This is a genomic window from Sphingomonas sp. (assembly GCF_035758555.1).
GTDB lineage: Bacteria > Pseudomonadota > Alphaproteobacteria > Sphingomonadales > Sphingomonadaceae > Sphingomonas_B.
Map to the genome: position 1 here is coordinate 1 of NZ_DASTXI010000054.1, position 24,971 is coordinate 24,971.

Below are 24,971 nucleotides of genomic sequence, written 5' to 3' on the forward strand. Positions count from 1 at the left end.
CGTTTGCACTCCGCCGCAGATTTTCTACATTGGCGCAACGCATTCGGCGGCCTAGTCGACCGCCTGACATCAAGCAGGACAGTCGCACATGGCCACAGCCGCCCATCAGCTCACTCCGCAGGAGGCGAGCGCCCATCCGCCCGCCGAAAATGTCGTTGTTCGTTTTGCGGGCGACTCCGGCGACGGCATGCAGCTGACCGGCGGCCAGTTCACGCTGTCGACCGCGCTGGCCGGCAACGACTTGGCCACCTTCCCCGACTTCCCCGCCGAAATCCGCGCGCCGCAGGGCACGACCTTCGGCGTCTCCGCCTTCCAGATCAATTTCGGCTCGACGGAGGTCGAGACCGCCGGCGACGCGCCCGACGTGCTGGTTGCGATGAATCCGGCCGCGCTGAAAGTGAATGTGTCGAGCCTGAAGGACGGCGGGCTGATCATCGCCGATGAAGGCGAGTTCGGCGCGCGCAACCTCGCCAAGGCCGGCTATGAGACCAACCCGCTGGAGGACGGCAGCCTCGGCCATTGGCAGCTCCTCGCCTTCAACATCTCGCAGCTGACGCTCGAGGCCGTGAAGCCGTTCGGTCTGGGCAACAAGGAAGCGTTGCGCTGCAAGAACATGTGGACGCTGGGCCTGGCGCTCTGGATGTTCGACCGCGACCGCCAGCCGATCGTCGACTGGCTGAAGGCCAAATTCGCCAAGGCGCCGACGCTGGCCGAAGCCAACATCGCCGCGCTGAACGCCGGCCATGCCTATGGCGAGACGGCCGAGCTGTCGGGTTTTTTGAAACAGCACCACATTTCCGCCGCGCCCGCGGAGCCAGGCCTGTACCGCACCGTCACCGGCGCGGAGTCGATTTCGCTGGGCCTCGTCGCCGGCACGCAGCTTGCGGGCGTGCCGATGTTCTTCGGCGGCTATCCGATCACCCCGGCCTCGGCGATCCTGCATCACCTGTCGCGGCTGAAGGAATATGGCGTCACGACTTTCCAGGCGGAGGACGAGATCGCCGCGATCGCGAGCGCGATCGGCGCCTCCTATGCCGGGTCGCTGGGCGTGACCTCGTCGTCGGGCCCGGGAATCGCGCTGAAGGGCGAGGCAATGGGGCTGGCGATCATGACCGAGCTACCGCTGGTCATCGTCAACTCGCAGCGCGGCGGGCCCTCGACGGGTCTGCCGACCAAGACCGAGCAGTCGGACCTCTACCAGGCCGTTTATGGCCGAAACGGCGACGCGCCGATGCCGGTGCTCGCCGCTCGTTCGCCCGCCGACGCGTTCGAGTGCGCGATCGAGGCGGTGCGGCTTGCGACCCAGTTCATGACGCCGGTGATGCTGTTGACTGACGGCTATATCGCCAACGCGGCCGAGCCGTGGCGGGTGCCGGACATGAGCCGCTACGCGCCTTTCCCGGTCGAATTCCTGGAGACGGTGCCTGAGGGCGGTTTCCAGGCCTATGCCCGCGACGAGAAGCTGGCGCGGCCATGGGTCAAGCCCGGCACGCCGGGGCTGCTCCACCGCATCGGCGGTATCGAGAAGCAAAACGGCACCGGCAATATCGACTATTCGCCGTCCAACCACCAGCTGATGACCGACCTGCGCGCCGACAAGGTGCTCGGCATCGCCGATCACATTCCGGAGCAGGACGTCACGCTCGGCGAGACGAGCGGAAAGCTGGCCGTGGTCGGCTGGGGCTCGACCTATGGCGCAATCCACCAGGCGGTCCGCCGCCAGCGCTTGCGTGGCCGCGACGTGCACCACATCCACGTCCGCCACATCTGGCCGCTGCCGAAGAATCTGGGCGATCTGCTCCGCAGCTACGACAAGATCATCGTGCCCGAAATGAACAAGGGCCAGTTCAAGACAGTGCTGCGCGACCAGTATCTGGTCGATGCCCGCCCGCTCAACAAAGTCTCCGGCCAGCCCTTCCGCATCAGCGAGATCGAGGCCGCCATCGAGAGTGCCCTTTCATGAACGACATGACCCCCGTCGAAAAGACCACCACGATCAAGGATTGGGAATCGGACCAGGAAGTCCGCTGGTGCCCGGGCTGCGGCGACTATGCGGTGCTCAAGGCGGTGCAGCGGACGATGCCGGAGATCGGCGCTTCGCCCGAGAAGACAGTGTTCGTGTCCGGCATCGGCTGCTCGTCGCGTTTCCCCTATTATATGGAAACCTACGGCTTCCACACGATCCACGGCCGCGCCGCCGCCATCGCGACGGGCGTGAAGCTCGCCAATCCGGAGCTCGACGTGTGGATCATCACCGGCGACGGCGACGCGCTGTCGATCGGCGGCAATCACACGATGCACGTGCTGAGGCGTAATCTCGACTGCCAGATCCTGCTGTTCAACAACGAGATCTACGGCCTGACCAAGGGCCAGTATTCGCCGACCAGCCGGGTCGGCACGCGCAGCCCTTCCACCCCGTTCGGCTCGGTCGACCGCCCGGCTTCGCCCTGCAGCTTCGCGCTCGGCTCCGGCGCGCGCTTCATCGCCCGCGGCATCGACGTGCACAAGAACCTGCCGGCGGTGCTGAAGGCCGCGCACGCGCACAAGGGCGCGAGCTTCGTCGAAATCTACCAGAACTGTATCGTCTACAACGACGAGGTGTTCGCCGCCTTCACCGAAAAGGCGAAGGCGCAGGTCAACCAGATCTGGCTGGAGCATGGCGCGCCGATGCTGTTCGCGAACGGCACGATGGGCCTGAAGCTGAACACCACCGACCTGCGCCTCGAAATCGTCAATGTCGAGGACGGCGACTGGGAAGCGGCCGGCGTGATCCGCCACGACCAGACCAACAAGGGGCTGGCCCAGATGCTGATCGACATGGAGATCGAGAACGGCTTCCCGGTCGCGCTGGGGGTGATCTACAACCACCCGCGCCCCACCTTCGAACGCGCCGTGGCCGACCAGAACCGCGCCGCCGCCGAGGGCAAGACCCCCGACCTGCAAAAGCTCGTCGCCAAGGGCCAGACCTGGCTGGTCGAAAAACAGCCCCACGAGATTTGACGAGAGGAATTATCTCACACGAAGACAAAAAGGGGCATGTGACCGAACGGATCCAACAGCTTGCCCGATCGAACTCAAATCGACCGAGTCATTCGCGCCGGTGCATGGCAAGTAGGTTCTGATCGTGTGAGACCAATTGAACCCGGGTGCTGGCGAAGCAGGCTCGTAATCGCTAGCTTCTGACCATGACCGCGCACGCACCTGATCGCGGACGGCAATTCCGGTCCGGTCGGCCCGCTCCGGGGCTCTGGAGCGCGGTCGTGGCGGCGCCGTTTCATCGGCTGCTCGACCGCATCGACGCGGCGCTGGAGGCGGGCGCGATCGAGGCGTGGCTGCCCGATGGCAGCTATCGCATCCTAGGCGGACGCGGGCCGGGGCCGGTTGCGGAAGTGGAGGTCCGGCGCTGGCGGGCGCTGATCCGGCTGGCGCAGAGCGGGTCGATCGGCTGGTACCAGGGCTGGGCCGCGCGCGACTGGACCAGCCCCGATCCGGTGCCGCTGTTCGATCTGTTCATGCGCAACGGCCGCAGCCTCGGCACGGTCGCCCGCGCGCGCGGGCTCAGCCGGCGCATCAAGAAGTTCGGCCACTGGCTGCGCGACAACTCGCCCGGCCGGGCGCGACGCAACATCGCCTTCCACTACGATCTCGGCAACGACTTCTATGCCGAATGGCTGGACGAGACGATGACCTATTCGTCCGCGTTGTTCCAGGAGCCGATCCGCGCCGACGAAGAGCTCGCCTATGCGCAGCTCAACAAGGTCCGCGCATTGCTTGACCGGCTGGAGCTGAAGCCCGACCAGCATCTGCTGGAGATCGGCTGCGGCTGGGGCACGCTCGCCGAGATCGCGGCCGACGAATATGGCGCGAATGTCACGGCCCTCACGCTGTCGGAAGAGCAGCGCGACCATGCACTGGAATATAACCGCTGCAACGTCGCCGCCGGCCGCGTGCGGATCGAGTTGCGCGACTATCGCGACGTCGGCGGGCAATATGACGCGATCGCCAGCGTCGAGATGGTCGAGGCGGTCGGCCAGCGCTGGTGGCCCGCCTATCTCGACACGATCGCGCGCGCGCTGAAGCCGGGCGGCCGCGCCGCGATCCAATATATCGCGATCGACGATGCGCTGTTCGATGCCTATGCCGATAGCGCCGATTTCATCCAGGCCTATGTCTTTCCTGGCGGCATGCTGATTTCGGAAAGCCGCTTTCGCGCACTGGCCGAGGCCGCCGGGCTGGAATGGACCGAGCAGCACTCGTTCGGGCTGCATTATGCCGAGACATTGAAGCTCTGGCGCGAGCGGTTCGACGCCGCCGTCGCCGAAGGCCGGCTGCCGGCGGGCTTCGACCGCCGCTTCGTCGAGCTCTGGCGCTATTACCTGATGTATTGCGAAGGCGGGTTTCGCGGCGGCGGCATCTGGGTCGCCCAGGTGACGCTGACCAAGGGGGGATGACGATGAAGCGATGGGGATTGATCGCGGCGGCTCTGCTGGCCGCGGTGCCGGGCCATGCGCAGGTCGCGCTGACGCCGGAGAATGCGGACCGCATCCGCCAGGCGGGCGCCGAGATCCTGTTCTGGGACCAGGCACAGCGCGACGCCAACTTCCCGCACATGGAGGATCATTTCCCGGGCACGACCGCGAAGGCGTCGCCGCATCCCTACCCGCTTCGTTCGGCCAGGCCGCTGAAACTCGATGGCGTCGATACATTCATGGCGGCCAACAACACCGCTGGGCTGATCGTGGTGCAGGACGGCCGCATCCGCCTCGAGCGCTATGCGCGTGGCTATTCGCGCGACGGGCGCTACACCAGCTTCTCGGTCGCCAAGTCGCTGACGTCGACCCTGGTGGGTGCGGCGATCCGCGACGGCTTCATCAAGTCCGTGGACGACCCGGTCACCCGCTACATCCCGGACCTTGCCGGCAGCGCCTATGACGGCGTCAGCGTGCGCCAGGTGTTGACGATGACCTCCGGCGTCAAATGGAACGAAGACTATACCGATCCGAATTCCGACGTCGCGCGCATGTATGCGAAGCCGACGCCGCCCGGCGTCGACCCGACCGTCGCCTATCTGCGGACGCTGCCGCGCGAGGCGCCGCCGGGGACGAAATGGGTCTACAAGACCGGCGAGACCAACTTGATCGGCGTGCTCGTCCAGGCCGCGACGGGCAAGACGCTGACCGATTATGCCGAGGAAAAGATCTGGCGTCCGTTCGGCATGGAGCGCGAGCTGTTCTGGATGGTCGATGCCTCGGGCCGCGACATCGGCGGCTGCTGCCTGTCCGCCGCGATGCGCGACTATGCCCGGATCGGCCTGTTCGCGCTTTCCGGCGGCAAGGGCGTGGTGCCGGACGGCTGGTTCGCCGATGCGACCAAGGCGTGGGCGCCGGTCGGCGACGGCCGCGGCTATGGCTATCAGTGGTGGGTGGGTGCGGACGGCACGTTCCAGGCGCAGGGGATTTTCGGCCAGCTGATCCATGTCGACCCGAAGCGGCATCTGGTGATTGCGATGTCGAGCGCCTGGCCGAAGGCGACCGGGAAGGAGCTTTCCGCCGCCCGCGCCGAGTTCCTCGCCCGGATCAAGGCGTCGCTGGACGCGGAGCGGCGCTGAAACCCTATTTCAGCGTCAGGGAGCGCGTAGTCACCAGCGTCTGGACCACGAACAGAATGACCATGACGACGCCGACGAAGCCGACGATCAGGTCGAAGGCGGTCAGGCCCGTGTCCGTGACGGGAAGCGCGCCGAACGCGAACATCGCCAGCGTGACCGCGATCAGCGCAAGGCGCAGCTCGGTCGGTCCTGCGGCGAGGTAGGACAGCCGCAGCTCCCCGACCACGCGCGCGGCCAGAAAGGCGTGGATCGACAGCAGCAGATAGCCGGCCAGCGCGAACAGCGCGATGTCGAGCCGCACGAACGGACTGAGGCCCAGCCCGGCCAGGATCAGCAGATTGGCCAGGCCGTCGGTGCTGTGGTCGATGAAATAGCCGAAGTCGGGCCGTTCGATCTGCCGGAACCGGGCAAGGCTGCCGTCCAGCGAGTCGCCGAACCAGTGAACGACGAAGCCGCCCACCACGGCCCATAGCCAGACCGGGTGAATGGCGCTCAGCGCATAGCCGGCAAAGATCATCACCGCGCCCGCCAGCCCCAGCGCCGTCAGCACGTCGGGCGTGACCCAGGCGGGCAGGCGTGCGCACATCCATGTCAGCGCCCGCCGCTCGGCCTTGGCGAGAAGGTTGGCCTGGATACGCTGGACCGGCTTCATTTCGGGCACTTTCAACATCAGCCGTCCGTAACGCGTCGCGCTGCCATTGCAGCGGCAATCGGTGCAGCCTTAAAAAAATCGAGCTTATCCCAACAGCCGCGCTGGAAGGCAATGCGCGTCCGCTGCTTCAGGAAACCGATCCGTTGCCGGCACCGATCGACCAGCAGGCGGCAGTGAAGCGCACGACCGGTCCGTCCACATAGGGCTCGAACGCGGGCCGAACCGCCTCCACCACGCGCGCGCGAACGTCTGCGCCGGCGCTGCCGAGCGTCATCCCGACCGGTCCGAGGCGGGTGAAATAGAACTCCAGATCATCGGTCGGCATCGCGCACGGAACATCGACCGGCTGAATGTCGATCTCCGCCCAGCCGCTGTCTTCCAACATCCGCGCGACGCGGTCGCGGTCGGCAAAGGCGAATTGCCCCGGCGCATCGGGCTCGCGCACGGGCAGGTTCGGGAGCAGCGGCGCGGCCGCGCGCTCTGCAACCGTCATGAACGGGTTGTCCGCCATCCCTCGCCACACAAAAAGCCGGAGCCCGGCGCCCGGCCGGGCCGCGCGCCGCAGATTGGCGAATGCCGCGATCGGATCGGCGAAGAACATAACGCCGAAGCGGGACACGATCGTGTCGAAAGAAGCCGGCTCGAACGCATAGTCCTGCGCGTCGGCACGGACGAACGTGGCCGCGGAACCTTCGCGGTCGGCGCGCTCGCGCGCTGCCGCGATCATCGGCTCCGAAATGTCGACGCCGACCGCGCGGCCGCCGTTGCCGGCTTTGCGCGCGACCGCGACGGTGGTGCTGCCGGTGCCGCAGCCGATATCGAGCACGCTTGCGCCTGCGCCCACCGCATCGGCGAGCATCGTCTCGATCGGCCGGAACAGCTGGTCGAGCAGGTCCTGCGCGGCCACCCAGGCCTCGCCATTTCGCCCGCCCCACAGCGCCTTCTGCCCTTCCGCCGTCGCGTATCCGCCGCTTGCCATCCGCATGCCCTTCCCGCCCAAGCCGAGGCCGCACCCTGCAACCTCAACCGGAGTTGAGGTCAAGAGGGCAGAGCCGAATTGCGCGGCGTTTCGCGGCAGACACGATCAGCGCCAGCAGCGCGAACAGAAGCAGCGGCGCGATGGGAACGCCAAGATCGAGCGCGATCGGCCGGGCGATCAGCGGCAGCACATAAGCCAGCACCAGCACCGGCTTTTCGTATCGCCGAAACCCGTGGCGCATCCCTTCGCAAAACGCCCAAGCGAGCGGAAAGGCGAGCAGCGTCAGGTCATAGTCGAGGAAAAAGGGACTGATCAGCGGCGTCGCCGCGGCGCAGGCCGCAGCCTGGGCGCCCGCATTGTCCCGGCACCGGCGGCAGACGAGCACGAGCAGACCCGCCGCCATCGCCGCCGCGACGGCCTGCGCCGCATAGGCAGCCGTCGATCCGGCCCCCAGCACGCGCAGGGCGGCGAACACGCTGACCATCTTGCCCGGCTCGACGAACCCCCGCTCAAGGATCGCGCGCCCGAGCGCCTGGCCGTCGAAGAAGCCGGTCCAGGCGCCGGGGCCGAACGCGAGCAAGGAGGCGAGACACAGCGCCACGGCGCTGGCGATGCCGCCCGCCATCACGCGCCAACGCCCGCTCGCCAGGACAAGGATGGGCAGTGCGAGCGCGATCTGAGGCTTGATGACCAGCGCGCCCAGCAGCGCCCCCGCCACCAAGGGCCGCCGCTCGATCAGCAGCAGCCCGCCGCCCAGCAGCGCCGCCGTCAGGAAGCCATTCTGTCCGTGGCCCGCATTGATCAGCACCGCCGGGAAGGCGATCACGATCAGCGTCCTGCCGGGCAGCTCGCCCAGCCAGCGGCGCGCGACGGCGACATAGGCACTGCCGGTTGCGGCCAGCCAGAGCAGCAGCGACGGGAAATAGCCGATCAGCGCGAGCGGCAGGCAGGCGAGCAGGAACGGCGGCGGGTAGAGGAAAGTGGACAGTCCGGGATCGGCCGCGACCGTCGCCCGCTCGACATGGTAAATCTGCGCTATGTCGTAGGGCGCCGCGGGATGGCCCGACAGCGCCAGCTTCGATGCCGACCAGAAGGCGAGAAAGTCCGTTCCGATCGGCTTGCCGGCGGCGTCGATGCCGTCATGCGCCGTCAACACCCAGGCGAGCGCGATCGCCAGCGTCAGCACCAGCAGCAGCCGGTGATAGGCGCGCGCACGCGTGCGGTCGAACCAATCGGCGTCGGCGACCCGGCGGAAAGTTGCAGCCAGCATCGGCCGCTCATGCACCTGCACCCGTTACCGCGCCGTTTAGGATCAGCCCCGGTGTTGGCTTCGCCCGCGCCCCCGGCTAGAGCCGGCGCATGGGGCTCAGCGGCATCGAGCAGCGCGCGTGCGAAGCGGCGGCGGCAGCGCCGATGCTCGACCAGGTGCGGGCCTGGGCGGCGGTCAACAGCGGCTCTCGCAACCTTGCCGGCCTCAAGTCGATGGCGGGACTCCTCGCCGATGGTTTTTCCGCTCTGCCCGGCGCGCTGGAACTGGTGCCGCCCGATCCGGTCGAGATCGTCGATCCGAACGGCTCGATCCGGGGCGTCGAGCATGGCGCGCATCTGCTGCTGACGGTTCGTCCCGATGCGCCCGTGCAGCTGCTTTTCACCGGACATTACGACACAGTCTTCGGCACCGATCATCCGTTCCAGACGCTCAAATGGCTGAATGATGGTCGGCTGAACGGGCCGGGCGTCGCAGACATGAAGGGCGGCCTGTCGTTGATGCTCGCGGCATTGAAAGCGGTCGAGACGACGCCCGCCACTTCGGGCTTTGGCTATCAGGTGCTGATCGACAGCGACGAGGAGGTCGGCTCGCCCTCCTCCGCCGCGCTGATCGCCCGCGCGGCGCGGGGCAAGGCCGCCGCCTTCACCTACGAGCCCGCGCTGCCGGACGGCACCCTTGCCGGCGCACGCGGCGGATCGGGCAATTTCTCTATCGTCGTCACCGGCCGGTCGGCGCATGCCGGCCGCAATCCGGAAGAAGGCCGCAACGCGCTGCTCGCTGCCGCCGATCTTGCGCTGAGGCTCGAACAAGCGATCGGGCCGGGGCTGAAGGTCAATCCGGCGAAGATCGACGGTGGCGGACCGAACAATGTCGTTCCCGACCACGCCGTTCTCCGCGTCAACTTCCGCCCCGCCTCTCCCGACGACGAAGCGCGTGCCCGCGCCCATCTGGATCGGGCGATGGCGGAGGTCAGCGCCGAGCGCGACGTCGCAATCCACGCGCATGGCGGCTTCGGCCGGCCGCCCAAGCCGCTCGATCCGGCGGCCGAACGGCTGTTCGGGCTGGTGAAAGACTGCGGTGCCGATCTGGGCCTCGACATCGGCTGGAAAGCGACCGGCGGGGTGTGCGACGGCAACAACATCGCCGCCTGCGGCGTGCCCGTGGTCGACACGATGGGCGCGCGCGGCGGCGCCATTCATTCGGAGGAGGAGTTTCTGATTCCCGACTCGCTGCCCGAGCGGGCGATGCTGTCCACGCTCGCGATCCTGCGCCTGGTCGAGCGCGGCCGGCCATGAGCTGCTTCCTTCGTCCCGCCACCTCGCGCGACTTGGGCGCTCTTTACGAACTGGCAAAGCTGACCGGCGGCGGCTTCACCAACCTGCCGCCCGACCGCAATTCGCTCGGCCTGAAGCTCGAACGCTCGGCCGCCGCGCTCGCGCGCGACATCGACGAGCATGTCGACGATCTGTTCGTGATGGTGCTGGAGAATAGCGAGACCGGCCAGGTTCGCGGCACCTGCCAGATCTTCACGATGGTCGGCCAGCACTGGCCCTTTTACTCCTATCGCCTCGGCACGCTGACCCAGCATTCGCGCGAACTGCAGCGCACGTTCCGCGCCGACATGCTGACGCTGTCGACCGATCTGGAAGGCGCGAGCGAGGTCGGCGGGCTGTTCCTCCATCCGCGCGAACGCGCCGGCGGGCTTGGCATGCTGCTCGCCCGCAGCCGCTATCTGTTCATCAGGAAGCACCGCGCCCGTTTTTCCGACCGCACGCTTGCCGAGTTGCGCGGCGTCATCGACGAGGCCGGCGGCTCCCCCTTCTGGGACGGCCTGGCAGGCAAATTCTTTGGCATGAATTTCCAGGAAGCCGACGAGTTCAACGCCACCAACGGCAATCAATTCATCGCCGACCTGATGCCCAAGCATCCGATCTATATCGACATGCTGCCCGAAACCGCACGCGCGGTGATCGGCGTGCCGCACCCCAGCGGCCGCGCGGCGATGCGGATGCTGGAGCATGAAGGCTTCCACCACGACAAATATATCGACATCTTCGATGGCGGCCCGACGATGGTCGCCCCCACCGACCGCATCCGGTCGATCCAGGACGCGGTCGAATCGCGCATTGCCGCCATCGGCGAGGTGCCGAACGGAGAACGCCGCCTCGCCAGCGCCGGCCGCCTCGCCAACTGGCGTGCCGCCTACGCGACGATGGAGCCGCTGGGCGACGGCGAGATCGCGATCGACCCGCTGGGCGCGGAGCTGCTGAAGGTCGAGGTGGGCGACGCAATCATGCACGTCGGGCGGACGTGATGTCCCCGCTTCCGTTCGTGTCGAGCGAAGTCGAGACATGGATGGACGTTTCTCGACTTCGCTCGAAACGATCGGGGTTTGTTTGCTCGTGCTGACTGAAATCAATTTTGATGGGATCGTGGGCCCGAGCCACAATTATGCGGGCCTCAGCCTCGGCAATCTGGCCTCGGCGAAAAACGCGAACCAGACCAGCTATCCGCGCGCGGCGGCGCTGCAAGGCCTTGCCAAGATGCGGCACAATGTGCGGCTCGGGCTGCCGCAAGGCCTGTTGCTGCCGCACCCGCGGCCCGATCGTCCTTGGCTCGAGTCGCTTGGCGCGACCATGAACAGCGCGGCGCCGGTGCCCGCCTGGGCGATGAGTGCGTCGGCGATGTGGACCGCCAACGCCGCGACCGTCTCGCCCGCGCCCGACACGCGCGACGGCAAATGCCACCTGACCGTCGCCAACCTGGTCACGATGCCGCACCGCAGCCATGAATGGCCGAACACGCTGAAGCAGCTACGGCTGGCCTTCGCCGATCCGGCGTTCGACGTGCACGGCCCCGTGCCTGCCCCGTTCGGCGACGAAGGCGCGGCCAATCACATGCGTCTGGCACCTGCCCATGGCGAGCCGGGCGTCGAGATTTTCGTCTATGGCCGCACCGGCGGCCCCTTTCCTGCCCGCCAGCATCGCATCGCCTCCGAAGCCGTTGCCGCGCATCATGGACTCGATCCGGCACGTACGCTGTTCGTCGAGCAGGCGGAGCAGGCGATTGCCGCGGGCGCCTTCCATAATGATGTCGTCGCCGTTGCCGACGGGCTGACGCTGTTCGCGCACGAGCACGCATTCGCCGATCGCGCCGGCTTCTATGCCGATCTGGAGCGGCTGCTGCCGGAGGTGCGGATCGTCGAGGTCCCCGCGGCGCGCGTCAGCCTTTCCGACGCGATCGCCAGCTATCTGTTCAACGCGCAGCTGGTGACGCTGCCGTCGGGCGAGCAGGCGCTGATCCTGCCGACCGAAGCGCAAGAAATCTCCGCCGTTCACGACTATCTGGAAGACTTGGTCGCCGGCAACGGCCCGATCCGCGCCACCCGCTTCGTCGACGTCCGTCAGTCGATGGCGAACGGCGGCGGCCCCGCCTGCCTCCGGCTGCGTGTCGTCGCCGACCCGGCGAGGGTCGACCCCCGTTTCTTGGTCGACGAAGCGAAGCTCGACCGGCTGGACGCGGTGATCGCCGAGCATTGGCCCGAGTCTATCGATCCGAGCCGCCTTTCCGATCGAACCTTGCACCTTTCGATCGAGGCAGCACGCACAGCATTGCTCGACGCGCTGGACCTCGCCCGCGAGGCCGTCTGAGCCGTTAACCCTTTATTTACCTTGTCCGACTCGGGTCCTTGCGCGTTACTGGCGGCATGTTGGCCCGGCTCAAACGCCTGTTCACGATCAAGACGCGGTTCGAGGCGTGCCTCGTGATCTACGCGCTCGCCCTGGGCGCGTGCGAGCGCGGCATCCACTATCTCGGCCAATATCCGGGCTTCGGCGGCAAGCTGCTGTTCCTCGCCTGCACCGGCAGCGTGTTCATGGCCGGCGGCATGATCCTCGACAATCTGGCGATGAAGCGCAGCCTCCGCTAAGCCCGCCCCATGATCAGGGTCGGCATCGGCGGGTGGACATATGAGCCGTGGCGCGGCGCCTTCTATCCGAAGGGCCTGCCGCACGCGAAGGAGATCGAGCACGCCACGCGCGCGCTGACAGCGATCGAGGTCAACGGCACCTATTACCGCCGCCAGACTCCGAAGACCTTCGAAACCTGGGCGAAGACCGCGCCGGACGGCTTCGTCTACGCGCTGAAGGCCAGCCGTTTCTGCACCAACCGCAAGAACCTGGCGGAGGGCGACGAAGGCATCCGCAACTTTTTCGACCAGGGACTGACCGAGCTGGGGCCGAAGCTCGGCCCGATCCTGTGGCAGCTGATGGGCACCAAGCAGTTCGACGCCGACGAGATCGCCGGCTTCTTGGCGCTGCTGCCGAAGAGCTGGAACGGCGTGCCGCTGCGCCACGCGATCGAGCCCCGGCACGAAAGCTTCCGCAATCCCGCCTTCTTCGACCTCGCGCGCAAGGCGGGCGTGGCGACCGTCTACGCGCACGCCGAGGATTACCCGACCTTCGAGGAGCAGACCGGCGATTTCACCTATGCTCGCCTCCAGCAGTGCCGCGAGGACGAAGCGACCGGCTACACCGCCGCCGAGCTGGACAAGTGGGCCGACAAGGCGCGAGCCTGGGAGCAGGGCGGCCGCGACGTGTTCGTCTTCTTCATCGCCGGCGCCAAGGTCCGCGCCCCCGCAGCGGCGATGGCGCTGATCGAGCGCGTGGGCCGGCCCTAAAGCCCCCGCAGCATTTCCCGCGCGCAATTATGCCCCGGCGCGCCGGTGACGCCGCCGCCGGGATGCGTGCCGGCGCCGCACATCCATAGGCCCTTGATCGGCGCGGCATAGGCGCCGTTGCCCAGCACCGGCCGTGCCGAATAAAGCTGGTCCAGCGACATCGCCCCATGCATGATGTCGCCGCCCGCGAGGCCGAAGCGCTCCTCCAGGTCCATCGGGCTCAGCGCCAGCCGGCCGACCACCGACGCCTTGAAGCCCGGCGCCCAGGCATCGACCGTGTCGATGATCCTGTCCGCTGCAGCCTCGCGCTCGTCGGCCCAGTTGCGGCCGTCGGGCAGTTCGGGCGCGAATTGCTGGCAGAACAGGCTCGCGACATGCGCTCCCTTGGGCGCCAGCGTGTCGTCGAGCGTCGAGGGGATCAGCATCTCGACGATCGGCTTGTTCGACCAGCCATGCGCGCGCGCATCGGCGAAGGCCTGGTCCATATAATCGAGCGTCGGCGCGATCACGATGCCGCTCGCCAGATGCTCGCCCGGCTCCGGCAGGCAAGTGAAGCGCGGCAGCTCCGACAGCGCGACGTTCATCCGGAACGTGCCCGATCCCGCCTTGTACGACTTCATCCGGCGCGCGAAATCGGCGGGCAGATCGGCTTCGTCGACCAGCTTTCCGTACAGAAGCTTCGGCCCGACATTGGCAACGACGCGCCGTGCGAACAGCTCGCGCCCGTCCTCCAGCGCGACGCCGATCGCCTTCCCGCCATCGACCAGCACCCTGGCGACCGGCGCGTCGGTCATGATCTCCACGCCTTGCGCTTCGCAGGCCTGGCGCATCGCGCCCGTGATCGCGCCCATGCCGCCGATCGCATGGCCCCAGGCGCCCTTGACGCCGTTCACTTCGCCGAAGACGTGGTGGAGCAGTACGTAAGCCGAGCCGGGCGTGTCGGGGCTGGCGTAGTTTCCCACCACAGCGTCGAAGCCGAACGCCGCCTTGATCGGATCGCTCTCGAACCAGCCGTCGAGGAATGTCCGCGCGGACTTCACGAACAGGTCGAGCAGGTCGCGCTGGCCTTCCAGCCCCAGCTTCGCCATCCGCCGGCCCGGCCCGATCCCGCGCAGCAGCTCCGACCAGCCGCCCCCCGCATTGGGCGGCGTCTGCAGCGCCAGGTCGCGTAGCACGTCGGCGATTCCCTCCAGCGAATCATAATAGGCCGGCAGCGTCGCCGCGTCCTTCGCCGAGTATTTCGCGACTTCCGCCTGGGTCCGCTCAAGTCCGCCGCCGAGCTTCAGATAATTGCGGTCGTCGAGCGGCAGGAAATTGGAGATTGGGCGATGCACGACGCGCAGCCCCCAATCGTGCAGCCGCATGTCGCGGATGACTTTCGATTGCAGCAGGCTGACCGTGTAACTCGCCGTCGAGTTGCGGAAGCGGGGATGGAATTCCTCCGTCACCGCCGCGCCGCCAACGATGTGCCGGCGCTCGACCACCAGCACCCGCAGGCCTGCGCGGGCGAGGTACCAGGCACAGGTCAGCCCGTTATGCCCGCCGCCGATGATCAGTGCGTCGTGAATGACACCCTCCCGTCATGCCGGACTTGATCCGGCATCCACCTTCTTATTGCTGCCGTCGTAGAAGGCAGGTGGACCCCGGATCAAGTCCGGGGTGACGGTGAAGGATCAGGCGGCTTCCGCCATTTCCCCCAGCGCCGCCTTGACTGCCGCAACCGCTTCCGCCGCCTGCGCACCGTCCGGCCCGCCGCCCTGCGCCATGTCGGGACGGCCGCCGCCGCCCTGACCGCCCAGGGCCGCGACCGCCAGCTTCACCAGGTCGACCGCGTTGCGCTTTGCAGTCAGGTCGTCGGTCACGCCGACCGCGACCGAGGCGCGGCCGTCATTGACCGCGACCAGCACGGCCACACCCGATCCGACCCGCGCCTTCAGCTCGTCGACCGCACCGCGCAGACCCTTCGGGTCCAGCCCTTCGACGACCTGGCCGATGAAACCGTGGCCGCCGACCTGCTCCGGCCCGGCCGCATCGGCCTTGCCGCCGCCGCCCAACGCCAGCGCCTTTTTCGCGTCGGCCAGTTCGCGCTCCAGCCGGCGGCGCTCCTCGATCAGCGCCGCGACGCGGGCCGGCACGTCTTCGGGCGAGGCCTTCAGCGCCGAAGCCGCTTCGCGCAGTCGCTCGTCGCGAGCGGTCAGCCATTGGCGCGCCGCTTCGCCGGTCAGCGCTTCGATCCGGCGCACGCCCGACGAGACCGCGCTTTCGGAGACGATCTTGAACAGCGCGATGTCGCCGGTCGCGGAGACATGGGTGCCGCCGCACAGCTCGACCGAATAGGCGTCGCGGCCCATCGTCAGCACGCGCACCTCGTCGCCATATTTCTCGCCGAACAAGGCCATCGCGCCCGCCGCGATCGCATCGTCCGGCGTCATCAGCCGGGTCGAGACCGTCTCGTTCGCGCGGATCTGCGCATTTACATCCGCCTCGACGTCGGCGATCTCCTGCGCGGTCAGCGCCGACGGATGCGAGAAGTCGAATCGGAAGCGGTCGGCCGCGACCAGCGAGCCCTTCTGCGTAACATGGCCGCCCAGCCGCTTGCGCAGCGCCGCGTGCAGCAGGTGGGTGGCGGAGTGGTTCGCGCGGATGCGATCGCGCCGCTCGGCATCGACGATCAGATGCACGGTGTCGCCGATCGCGACCTCGCCATTCTCGATCACCATGTGATGCGCGTGCAGCCGTCCGAGCGGCTTGGTGGTGTCCTCGACAATGGCTCGCAGCCCCTTGTCGCCGGTGACGATGCCGGCATCGCCCATCTGGCCGCCGCTCTCGGCATAGAAAGGCGTCTGGTTGGTCAGCAGCACGACCTTCTCGCCGGCCGACGCATGCTGCACCGGCTGGCCGTCCTTCACGATCGCGACGACCTCGCCTTCGCCTGTCGTGCCGGTATAGCCGATGAACTCGGTCGATCCGTTCGCTTCGGCCAGATCGAACCACACATCCTCCGACGCCTTCGCGCCTGAGCCCTTCCACGCCGCCCGCGCAGCCGCCTTCTGCTCGGCCATCGCTTCGTCGAAACCCGGCCGGTCCACGCCGAAGCCCTGGGCGCGCAGCGCATCCTCGGTCAGATCATAAGGGAAGCCGTATGTGTCGTAGAGCTTGAACGCGACCGCGCCGGGCAGCGTGTCGCCGGGCTTCATGCTGCCGATCGCCTCGTCGAGCAACCTGAGCCCGTTCGCCAGCGTCTGGCGGAAGCGCGTCTCTTCCTGCGCCAGCGTCGCCTCGATCAGCGGCTGCGCGCGCACCAGTTCCGGATAGGCGCCGCCCATTTCCGCGACCAGCGACGGCACCAGCCGGTGCATCAGCGGTTCCTTGGCGCCCAGCAGATGGGCATGCCGCATAGCGCGGCGCATGATCCGCCTGAGCACATAGCCGCGGCCTTCGTTGGCCGGCAGCACGCCGTCCGCGACAAGGAAACCCGACGCGCGAAGGTGGTCGGCGATCACGCGGTGGCTCGCCTGGTTCGCGCCGGTCGTTGCGGTGCCGGTCAGTGCGCCGCTTTCCGCGATCAGTGCCTTGAACGTGTCGGTGTCGTAATTGTCGTGCACGCCCTGCAGCACGGCCGCGATCCGCTCCAGCCCCATGCCGGTGTCGATCGACGGCTTGGGCAGGTTGCCGACGATCTCGTTCGCTTCCTGCTCGAACTGCATGAAGACGAGATTCCAGATCTCGGTGAAGCGGTCGCCGTCCTCGTCGGGGCTGCCGGGCGGGCCGCCGGGGATGTGCTCGCCATGATCGTAGAAGATTTCGGAGCATGGGCCGCACGGACCGTTGTCGCCCATCGCCCAGAAATTGTCCTTGGTCGGGATGCGGATGATCCGGTTTTCGGGCAGCCCGGAAATCTTCTTCCAGAGATCGAACGCCTCGTCGTCGGTGTGATAGACGGTCGCCAGCAGCCGGCTGGGATCGAGGCCCCATTCCCGCGTGATCAGCGTCCAGGCGAGCGAAATGGCCCGTTCCTTGAAATAATCGCCGAAGGAAAAATTCCCCAGCATTTCGAAGAAGGTATGGTGTCGCGCAGTGTAGCCGACATTGTCCAGGTCATTATGCTTGCCGCCCGCGCGGACGCACTTCTGCGAGCTGGTGGCGGTCGAATAGGGCCGCGTCTCGAGGCCGGTGAACACGTTCTTGAACGGCACCATGCCGGCGTTCACGAACATCAGCGTCGGATCGTTCTGCGGCACCAGCGGCGCGGAAGGCACGCGCGCATGCCCTTCGCCCTCGAAAAACTCCAGAAAACTGCGCCGGATATCGTTGGTCGAACTCATGGGCGCGATGTAAGGGAGCGGCCCCCGCTGGGCAAGCAGAGCGAGCGGCCGGCGCGATCAGGTCGCGAACAGCATCGAATCGTCTGCGAACGCCTTGAATTCGAGCGCGTTGCCGCTGGGATCGCGGAAGAACATCGTCGCCTGTTCGCCGATCTGGCCCTTGAAGCGAATATGCGGCTCGATCCCGAACGGGATGCCCGCAGCGGTCAGCCGGTCGGCGAGCGACTGCCAATCGGACATGGTCAGCACCACTCCGAAATGCGGCACCGGCACGTCGTGACCGTCGACCGGATTGCTGATGTCCATCGCTCGCGCGGCTTCGTCCAGATGCGCGACGATCTGGTGGCCATAGAGGTCGAAGTCGATCCATCGATCGGAGCTCCGGCCTTCGGGACAACCGAGCAAATCGCCATAAAAGGCGCGGGCCGCATCGAGGTCGTGGACCGGGAAGGCGAGATGAAAGGGTCTCATGGCCGGGCAAGCTCCACACAGGCTTCCATATCCGGCGCGGACTTCGGATCGGCCGCGATCGCTTCGCGCGCCAGCGTCAGCTCACGGTCGCCCTCCGCCTCGCTCTTGCCCGCCGCGCGAAGCTCGGTGCGAGCGCGGTCTTCCACCAGCGCGGCGATCGTCATCAGGTCCATCGCCGTCTTGCTCATCCCCTCGCGCTTGTGGACGTCATCGGCGGCAAGCTTTAAAAGTCCGGCGCACTCGATGGTGCTTGGCGGCGGCAGCGGCGGGGCAAGCGTGTTCATCATCGGAACGCAGCTTTCCGCTCCCGCGATCGGCAGCTCGGCCGTCTTGCCCGCATCCTTCTGGACAGTCGCGACCTGTTGCAGAATCAGATCGCGAACCTGTTCCTGCGTGCGGCCGGTGTCCTTGACCAGCCCATCCCCGACCACCTGCGCAAAGCGCGCACCTTGGCGAACGAGCGGCGGCAGCGACGAGGCCGCCGCGGTGCGACGCTGCTGCTCGCCCGCAACGATGGCGAGCACGGCGACGCACCGGAGCTGCTGCGCCTGAACATCGGTGAGCGGCGGCGGCGAAGACGCGGCGGCAAGCGCCATGGCGAAAGCAAGCATCGGCATGCTCTTACGCGCGATTGCATCGCCCGCAAAGGCGCGCGATAGCGCCGCGGTGCTCCGTTATCCGAAGCTTCTCGCGCTGGCCGCAGGCGCGCTGTCGGCGACCGGCTTCGCGCCGCTCGATCTCTGGGCAGTCACGCTGCTGTGCTTCGCTTTGCTGATCCACCTGCTCGCAGCCGCTCCTGGCTGGCGGAGCGCATTCTGGCGGATGTGGCTGTTCGCGCTTGGCCACTTCACCGTCGGCCTGAACTGGATCGCCCACGCCTTCACCTATCAGGACGCGATGCCCCACTGGTTCGGCTATGGCGCCGTCGTCGCGCTGTCGCTGTATCTTGCCGTGTTTCCGGCAATAGGGGCAGTGGCGGCTTGGTTGATCGAACACAAAGCCCCGTTCGCTTCGAGCGAAGTCGAGAAGCGCGAGCTCCGAACCAAGCGTGTCTCGACTTCGCTCGACACGAACGGGGTTTCTCTTGTCATCCTTTTAGCCGCCGCCTGGATCGCGACCGAATGGCTGCGCGCCACCCTGTTCACCGGCTTTGCCTGGAACCCGCTCGCGGCGATCTGGGTGCCGGTGCTGCCGGTCGCCCAGGCCGCGCAATGGATCGGGACCTACGGGCTCTCCGGCCTGACCGTGCTCGCGGCCGGCGGCCTGGCGTTGCTGGTCAACCGCCGCTGGATCGGTGCGCCCCTGATCGCGCCTCTGCCCGTGTTGGCCCTGCTGCTGTGGCCGGGCACGGCGGCGCCCGGACCGCTGACGGTACGCATCGTCCAGCCGAACGTCAGCCAGGACGAAAAACAGGATATCGACTCCCAGGCCGATCACATCCGGCAGCTGGTCCGCATGTCCGGGCCGCCTGGCGCTTTGCCGCGGCTGCTGCTCTGGCCGGAAGCGGCAATCGACAATGGCTATCTTCTGGCCGAAGATCCGGGGCTGCGCAGCTATCTCGCTAAGAGTCTCGGCCCGCGCGACGTGCTGCTGACCGGCGGCATCGCGCTCGAATATGACCGGCAGGGCGGCGCGATCGGCGGGCGCAACAGCGTGTTCGCGCTGGGGCCGGACGCGCGCATCCTCGCCCGCTACGACAAGGCGCATCTGGTGCCCTATGGCGAATATCTGCCGATGCGCACCATCCTGGCGCCGCTCGGCCTGTCGCGGCTGGTGCCGGGCAGTCTCGATTTCTGGCCGGGCCCAGGGCCGAAAACATTCGACATTCTCGGCGTCGGCCCGATCGGCTTCCAGATCTGCTACGAGATCATCTTCTCGGGGCAGGTGATCGATCCGGCGCACCGCCCGGTCTTCCTGTTCAACCCGTCGAACGATGCCTGGTTCGGCAGCTGGGGCCCGCCTCAGCATCTGGCGCAGGCGCGGCTGCGCGCGATCGAGGAAGGCATGACGATCGTGCGTGCCACGCCCACCGGCATCTCCGCCGTGATCGGGCCCGAAGGAAGGCTGAAGGGGGCGATCGGGCTTGGCAGGCAAGGCGTGCTCGACCTGCGCTTGCCGGCCGCGCTGCCGCCGACGATCTTCGCCCGTTTCGGCAACCTGCTGCCGGCGCTGCTGGCGCTCGTTCTCGCTGCTTTGGGCGTTGTCATCCGCCTCCGCCGCCGCTAGAGGCGTGCACACATAAACATATCTTTATATGCGGGCTTCGCGCCTGCCTTCAGCACAGGACCGATGATGCGTTCCAACTATCTCTTCACGTCCGAATCGGTGTCCGAAGGCCATCCGGACAAGGTCGCCGACCAGATTTCCGACGCCGTCGTCGATCTGTTCATCGGCCGCGACCCCGTCGCCCGCGTCGCCTGCGAGACGATGGTCACGACGCAGCGGATCGTGCTGGCCGGCGAAGTGCGCTGCGATCAGGAGCTGTTCCCGTCGCTTGCCGAGATCGAGCAGGCCGCGCGCGATACGGTGAAGCGCATCGGCTATGAACAGCACGGCTTTCACTGGCAGACGGCCGAGTTCGCCTGTCACCTGCACGGCCAGTCCGCCCACATCGCCCAGGGCGTCGACGAAAGCGGCAACAAGGACGAAGGCGCGGGCGACCAGGGCATCATGTTCGGCTTTGCCTGCGACGAGACGCCGGACCTGATGCCGGCCACGCTCTATTATTCGCACCGCATTCTCGAGAAGATGGCCGCGGACCGTCACAGCGGCGCGGTCGATTTCCTCGAGCCCGACGCGAAGAGCCAGGTCACGCTCCGGTACGAGGACGGCCGTCCCGTCGGCGCGACCGCGCTCGTCGTATCGACGCAGCACAGCAAGGCGCTGTCCAACGATGCGGGCCAGAAGCGGCTTCGCGACTATGTGATGGCCGTCTTCGAAGATGTGCTGCCCGACGGCTGGATGCCTGCGGACCAGAGCCAGATCTACGTCAACCCGACAGGCCTGTTCGAAATCGGCGGCCCGGACGGCGACGCGGGCCTCACCGGCCGCAAGATCATCGTCGACACTTATGGCGGCGCGGCGCCGCACGGGGGCGGCGCGTTCAGCGGCAAGGACCCGACCAAAGTCGACCGCTCGGCCGCCTATGTGTCGCGCTATCTCGCGAAGAACATCGTCGCCGCGGGCCTCGCGAAGCGCTGTACGATCCAGCTCAGCTACGCAATCGGCATTGCCGAGCCGCTGTCGCTCTATGTCGACACGCACGGCACCGGCACTGTGGACGCGGCGAAGATCGAAGCGGTGCTGCCGCAGCTGGTCAAGTTGACGCCCAAGGGCATCCGCACGCACCTTGGCCTCAACAAACCGATCTACCTGCCGACCGCCGCATATGGTCATTTCGGCCGCAAGCCTGAGGGCGACCTGTTCAGCTGGGAACGCACGGACCTGGTCGATCAGCTGAAGCAGGCGCTCGCCTGATCGCCTGATCCCGGCCAGACACGATAGGAGCCCCGTCGCACGTGCGGCGGGGCTCTGTTCGCTTCAGGGGCTTGTGTTCTCGCGGATCGGCAGGGAACCGTCCGCAAACGGAGAAACCCCCACGGCGCGCTCACGGCTCACTCGTTTCGCAACCGCAGCGACGAAACGAGCCGTTTGCATGACGAACCGCCCAAATAAACGTTAATTCTGAATGAACCGGAGTGAGCGCTCATCGTTCTAGGGACGGCTGGAAAGGTTAACGCCAGCTTTCCGAATTGAGCGGGGGTCGTTCGCTCAGGGAGTTATGAGCATGAAAAGATGGGTCTTGGCCGCAGCAGCGGCGATTGCGTTCGCAGGTCCTGCGAGCGCGGCAGTTATCACATTGGCAAGCACGACGGACAATGGCTCCGACGATTTCACCTGGAGCTATCAGGGCACTCTGGGCCCGGATGAAGGTGTGCGGTCGGGCGACCGGCTGATCATCTTCGATTTTGCCGGCTATATCGACGGTTCGATCTTCACGCCGTCGGCCAATGTGGTCGGCAGCGTCGAGAATTCGTCGAGCGGCGCGTTCGTGACGCCGGGCTTCAACGACGATCCCAACATCACCAACCTGGTGTTCACCTATGTCGGGCCGGACTTCCGGAACACGGGCGGACCGCTGATGCCGTTCGACTTCGACGGCCTCGGCGCGCATTCGACCTTCGGCAACCAGACGCTGGATGCGTTCTTCACCTTGACGACGAAGAACAATCCGGACGGCGTGCCGGGCGGCTCCAACACCGCCGTGTTCACGCTCGGCCAAGTGACCGTGCCCGTCTCGGCCGTTCCCGAACCGGCGACCTGGGCGATGCTGATGGGCGGGTTCGGCCTGCTCGGCGCCGCCACGCGCCGCCGCAGCCGCGTCACGCGCGTCGTCGCCTGAACGCACCCCTGCGAGGAGGAAGGCCGGCTGTCGCAAGACGGCCGGCCTTTTTCGTGCTAAATCCGCTCCGCGCTCGCCACCGCGTCGGCCGCGCGGAGCGCCGCAAGAATGCGGACCAGGTGCTGCAGGTCATGCACCTCCAGATCGACCTGGAAGGTGTGGAACGCGCCGTCGCGGTTGGTGAGCCGCAGGTTCAGGATGTTGGACTTGTGGGCGCCGAAGATCCCGCTCATCACCGCAAGTGCTCCCGGCTCATTTTTCAGCACCACGTTCAGCCGCGCGGTCCCGCCGTCCGATTTGTCGCCCCATGCCAGATCGACCCAATCGGCATCGACTCCGTCCGCCAGGTTCGCGCAGTCGATCGTGTGCACCTGGATCGCCTCGTCCGGCCGCCTGAGCCCGACGATGCGGTCGCCCGGGACCGGATGGCAGCATTGCGCCAGGTCGAACGCGACGCCCGGCGTCAGCCCCTTGATCGAGATCGCCTCGCGCTGGGCGGGGGGCTTGGCGGCGATGTCGCCGCCGGCCGATCCCGGCATCAGCGCTTCCATCAGCGCGACGTCGCCGATCGTTCCACGCGCGACCGCGATCATCAGGCTCGCCTCGTCGGGCACCTTCAGCCGCTGCAGCGCGTTGCGGAGCGCGTCCTCGCCCAGCTGCGCCGGCAGCCGCTGGACGATTTCGTCGTAGAGCTTGCGGCCGAGCGCGATCAGCTCGTCGCGTTCCTTGTGGCGCACGAAGCGGCGGACGGCGGCACGCGCCTTGCCGGTCACGACGAAATTGAGCCAGCCGGGCTGCGGCTCCTGCGCTTTCGATTTCAGGATCTGCACCTGGTCGCCATTCTCGATCGGCGTGCGCAGCGGCACCACGCGGCCGTTGACCTTCGCGCCCACGGTCTGGTCGCCCAGATCGGTGTGCACGGCATAAGCGAAGTCGACCGGCGTCGCGCCCTTGGGCAGCTGGATCAGCTCGCCCTTCGGCGTGAACGCGAAGATGCGGTCCTGGTACATCGCCATCCGGGTGTGCTCGAGCAGCTCTTCCGGGCTTTCGGCGGTGTCGAGGATTTCGATCAGGTCCCTGATCCAGCGGACCTGCGTGTCCGGCTTTTCATGGGCCTGTTTGTATGCCCAGTGCGCCGCGAGGCCGTATTCGGCCTGGGCGTGCATATCGGCCGATCGGATCTGGATTTCGATCCGCATGTTCTCGGCATGGATGACGCTGGTGTGGAGCGAGCGATAGCCGTTGCGCTTCGGCGTCGAGATATAGTCCTTGAACCGCCCCGGCACCATCGGCCAGCGCGCGTGGATCACGCCCAGCGCCTTGTAGCAGTCCTGCGTCGAGGGCACGATCACCCGGAACGCCATCACGTCCGACAATTGCTCGAAGCTGATGTGGCGCTCGGCCATCTTGCGCCAGATCGAATAAGGGTGCTTCTCGCGCCCCGTTACCTCCGCTTCGATGCCGTTGCGGTTCAGCAGCAGCTTCAGGCCAGAAGCGATCCGCGCGATCCGGTCGCCGCCGCCTTCGTGCAATTGCTCCAGCCGCTTGGTAATCGACTCATAGGCTTCCGGCTCTAGCTGCCTGAACGCGAGCGTCTGCATCTCGTTCATGAACTCGTACATGCCGATCCGCTCGGCGAGCGGGGCGTAGATATCCATCGTTTCGCGGGCGATGCGGCGGCGCTTCTCCTCGTCCTTGATGAAGTGGAGCGTGCGCATGTTGTGCAGCCGATCGGCGAGCTTCACCAGCAGCACGCGGATATCGTCGGACATCGCCAGCAGGAATTTGCGCAGGTTTTCGGCGGCGCGCTGGTTCTCGGTCTGCGCCTCGATCTTCGACAGCTTGGTGACGCCGTCGACCAGCCGCGCGACATTGGCGCCGAATTTGGCGACGATCTCCTCGTGCGTGGCGACCGTGTCCTCGATCGTGTCGTGCAGGATGGCGGTCGCGATCGTCTCGTCGTCGAGGCGCAGGTCCGTCAGGATGCCGGCGACTTCGATCGGATGGCTGTAATAGGGATCGCCCGAGGCGCGCTTTTGCGTGCCATGCGCCTGCATCGAGAAGACATAGGCGCGGTTGATCAGCGCCTCGTCCGCCTCCGGATCGTAACTCTTGACCCGCTCGACCAATTCATACTGCCTCAGCACGGATACAAGATCGGGGGACGGAGGCGCGAACGCAACAGAGTAATTACCGGATAGCGCATCCTGAGACCGTATCCAGCATTCCCAGCACTTGATACGCTGGTTGCGAGAAGAAGGGGCTTACATGTCATCCTTATGGGAACGCGTTTTCAGGAGCCGCAAACCCGAACCAGGGATTTCAACCGATGCCGCATTTCACGAGCAGATTGGGTGGGTGCGCGACTATATTCGCCGCGATGTGGCAGCCGGGTTCTATGACGATGATGCGGTTCTGACCAACGCCGTTGCCGCGTTCGAGGATGAACTAGGCCGTGGACCCATAAACGGGAATGACCGACATCGAGTGGAAAGCTGACGTGGGTTAGCTGTTCGACGCCGGAGTGTCGTATCCGCCAAAGGGACCAAATACGGTTCGGTATTCAGCCATGCTTTCATAGAACTC

Annotated in this window: 20 protein-coding genes; 12 read left to right on the forward strand and 8 right to left on the reverse strand. The window is 66.7% G+C overall.

Features of this window, described 5'->3' with window-relative positions; translation table 11 throughout:
- Nucleotides 1-88 precede the first annotated feature (88 nt).
- The 4 genes from VFT73_RS03055 to VFT73_RS03070 all read left to right on the forward strand — a co-directional run bounded on the left by VFT73_RS03055 (nt 89) and on the right by VFT73_RS03070 (nt 5,608).
- Nucleotides 89-1,963 carry a 2-oxoacid:acceptor oxidoreductase subunit alpha gene (locus tag VFT73_RS03055; protein WP_326408677.1) on the forward strand — a complete coding sequence of 625 codons (1,875 nt, stop codon included), beginning with the start codon at nt 89-91 and terminating at the stop codon, nt 1,961-1,963.
- The gene (locus VFT73_RS03060; protein ID WP_326408678.1) at nt 1,960-3,000 is read left to right on the forward strand and encodes a 2-oxoacid:ferredoxin oxidoreductase subunit beta; all 1,041 of its coding nucleotides are present in this window, start codon (nt 1,960-1,962) and stop codon (nt 2,998-3,000) included. The genes VFT73_RS03055 and VFT73_RS03060 overlap by 4 nt, the downstream gene beginning before the upstream one ends.
- Before the next feature lie 185 nt (nt 3,001-3,185).
- A complete protein-coding gene (locus VFT73_RS03065) occupies nt 3,186-4,451 on the forward strand; it encodes a cyclopropane-fatty-acyl-phospholipid synthase family protein (RefSeq protein WP_326408679.1) in 1,266 nt (421 codons plus the stop codon).
- A gap of 2 nt (nt 4,452-4,453) precedes the next feature.
- Nucleotides 4,454-5,608 carry a serine hydrolase domain-containing protein gene (locus VFT73_RS03070; protein WP_326408680.1) on the forward strand — a complete coding sequence of 385 codons (1,155 nt, stop codon included), beginning with the start codon at nt 4,454-4,456 and terminating at the stop codon, nt 5,606-5,608.
- Nucleotides 5,609-5,612: 4 nt separating this feature from the next.
- On the opposite strand, the gene VFT73_RS03075 is transcribed toward VFT73_RS03070, so the two are convergent.
- The 3 genes from VFT73_RS03075 to VFT73_RS03085 all read right to left on the reverse strand — a co-directional run bounded on the left by VFT73_RS03075 (nt 5,613) and on the right by VFT73_RS03085 (nt 8,509).
- A complete protein-coding gene (locus tag VFT73_RS03075) occupies nt 5,613-6,278 on the reverse strand; it encodes a CDP-alcohol phosphatidyltransferase family protein (protein ID WP_326408681.1) in 666 nt (221 codons plus the stop codon).
- A gap of 109 nt (nt 6,279-6,387) precedes the next feature.
- Nucleotides 6,388-7,239 carry a class I SAM-dependent methyltransferase gene (locus VFT73_RS03080; protein WP_326408682.1) on the reverse strand — a complete coding sequence of 284 codons (852 nt, stop codon included), beginning with the start codon at nt 7,237-7,239 and terminating at the stop codon, nt 6,388-6,390.
- 43 nt (nt 7,240-7,282) lie between these two features.
- Nucleotides 7,283-8,509: a glycosyltransferase family 87 protein gene (locus VFT73_RS03085; RefSeq protein ID WP_326408683.1), complete on the reverse strand. Its 1,227-nt coding sequence runs from the start codon at nt 8,507-8,509 to the stop codon at nt 7,283-7,285.
- Nucleotides 8,510-8,598: 89 nt separating this feature from the next.
- On the opposite strand from VFT73_RS03085, the gene VFT73_RS03090 reads away from it, so the two are divergent.
- From VFT73_RS03090 to VFT73_RS03110, 5 genes are read left to right on the forward strand one after another with little or no spacing between them, the layout of a single operon-like run.
- On the forward strand, nt 8,599-9,804 hold the full coding sequence (locus VFT73_RS03090) for a hydrolase (protein ID WP_326408684.1): 1,206 nt from the start codon (nt 8,599-8,601) through the stop codon (nt 9,802-9,804).
- Nucleotides 9,801-10,823, forward strand: coding sequence for an arginine N-succinyltransferase (locus VFT73_RS03095; RefSeq protein WP_326408685.1), 1,023 nt, complete (start codon nt 9,801-9,803; stop codon nt 10,821-10,823). The genes VFT73_RS03090 and VFT73_RS03095 overlap by 4 nt, the downstream gene beginning before the upstream one ends.
- 37 nt (nt 10,824-10,860) lie before the next feature.
- Nucleotides 10,861-12,159: an N-succinylarginine dihydrolase gene (locus VFT73_RS03100; protein ID WP_326408686.1), complete on the forward strand. Its 1,299-nt coding sequence runs from the start codon at nt 10,861-10,863 to the stop codon at nt 12,157-12,159.
- Nucleotides 12,160-12,218: 59 nt separating this feature from the next.
- Nucleotides 12,219-12,437 (forward strand): hypothetical protein, encoded by a 219-nt coding sequence (locus VFT73_RS03105; protein ID WP_326408687.1) that lies wholly within the window; start codon nt 12,219-12,221, stop codon nt 12,435-12,437.
- A 9-nt stretch (nt 12,438-12,446) separates the two neighbouring features.
- Complete coding sequence (locus tag VFT73_RS03110; RefSeq protein WP_326408688.1) at nt 12,447-13,187, forward strand: DUF72 domain-containing protein; 741 nt, start codon at nt 12,447-12,449, stop codon at nt 13,185-13,187.
- Here VFT73_RS03110 and VFT73_RS03115 read toward each other — a convergent pair.
- The 4 genes from VFT73_RS03115 to VFT73_RS03130 form a co-directional block, all read right to left on the reverse strand.
- Nucleotides 13,184-14,755: an NAD(P)/FAD-dependent oxidoreductase gene (locus VFT73_RS03115; protein WP_326408695.1), complete on the reverse strand. Its 1,572-nt coding sequence runs from the start codon at nt 14,753-14,755 to the stop codon at nt 13,184-13,186. The genes VFT73_RS03110 and VFT73_RS03115 overlap by 4 nt on opposite strands.
- 105 nt (nt 14,756-14,860) lie before the next feature.
- A complete protein-coding gene (alaS, locus tag VFT73_RS03120) occupies nt 14,861-17,512 on the reverse strand; it encodes an alanine--tRNA ligase (protein WP_326408689.1) in 2,652 nt (883 codons plus the stop codon).
- 57 nt (nt 17,513-17,569) lie between these two features.
- Nucleotides 17,570-17,983: a VOC family protein gene (locus VFT73_RS03125; protein ID WP_326408690.1), complete on the reverse strand. Its 414-nt coding sequence runs from the start codon at nt 17,981-17,983 to the stop codon at nt 17,570-17,572.
- Entirely contained in the window at nt 17,980-18,594 is a 615-nt protein-coding gene (locus tag VFT73_RS03130; RefSeq protein WP_326408691.1) for a hypothetical protein, read from the reverse strand. Before VFT73_RS03130 ends, VFT73_RS03125 begins: the two co-directional genes overlap by 4 nt.
- On the opposite strand from VFT73_RS03130, the gene lnt reads away from it, so the two are divergent.
- From lnt to VFT73_RS03145, 3 genes are all read left to right on the forward strand, one after another.
- Nucleotides 18,578-20,209: an apolipoprotein N-acyltransferase gene (lnt, locus tag VFT73_RS03135; protein ID WP_414712779.1), complete on the forward strand. Its 1,632-nt coding sequence runs from the start codon at nt 18,578-18,580 to the stop codon at nt 20,207-20,209. The genes VFT73_RS03130 and lnt overlap by 17 nt on opposite strands.
- Nucleotides 20,210-20,275: 66 nt before the next feature.
- The gene (gene metK, locus VFT73_RS03140) at nt 20,276-21,460 is read left to right on the forward strand and encodes a methionine adenosyltransferase (protein ID WP_326408692.1); all 1,185 of its coding nucleotides are present in this window, start codon (nt 20,276-20,278) and stop codon (nt 21,458-21,460) included.
- Nucleotides 21,461-21,770: 310 nt separating this feature from the next.
- Complete coding sequence (locus tag VFT73_RS03145) at nt 21,771-22,385, forward strand: PEPxxWA-CTERM sorting domain-containing protein (RefSeq protein WP_326408693.1); 615 nt, start codon at nt 21,771-21,773, stop codon at nt 22,383-22,385.
- Nucleotides 22,386-22,441: 56 nt separating this feature from the next.
- Here the strand turns inward: VFT73_RS03145 and VFT73_RS03150 are convergent, their stop codons facing one another.
- Nucleotides 22,442-24,532 carry a bifunctional (p)ppGpp synthetase/guanosine-3',5'-bis(diphosphate) 3'-pyrophosphohydrolase gene (locus VFT73_RS03150; protein ID WP_326408694.1) on the reverse strand — a complete coding sequence of 697 codons (2,091 nt, stop codon included), beginning with the start codon at nt 24,530-24,532 and terminating at the stop codon, nt 22,442-22,444.
- Nucleotides 24,533-24,971: the final 439 nt, after the last annotated feature.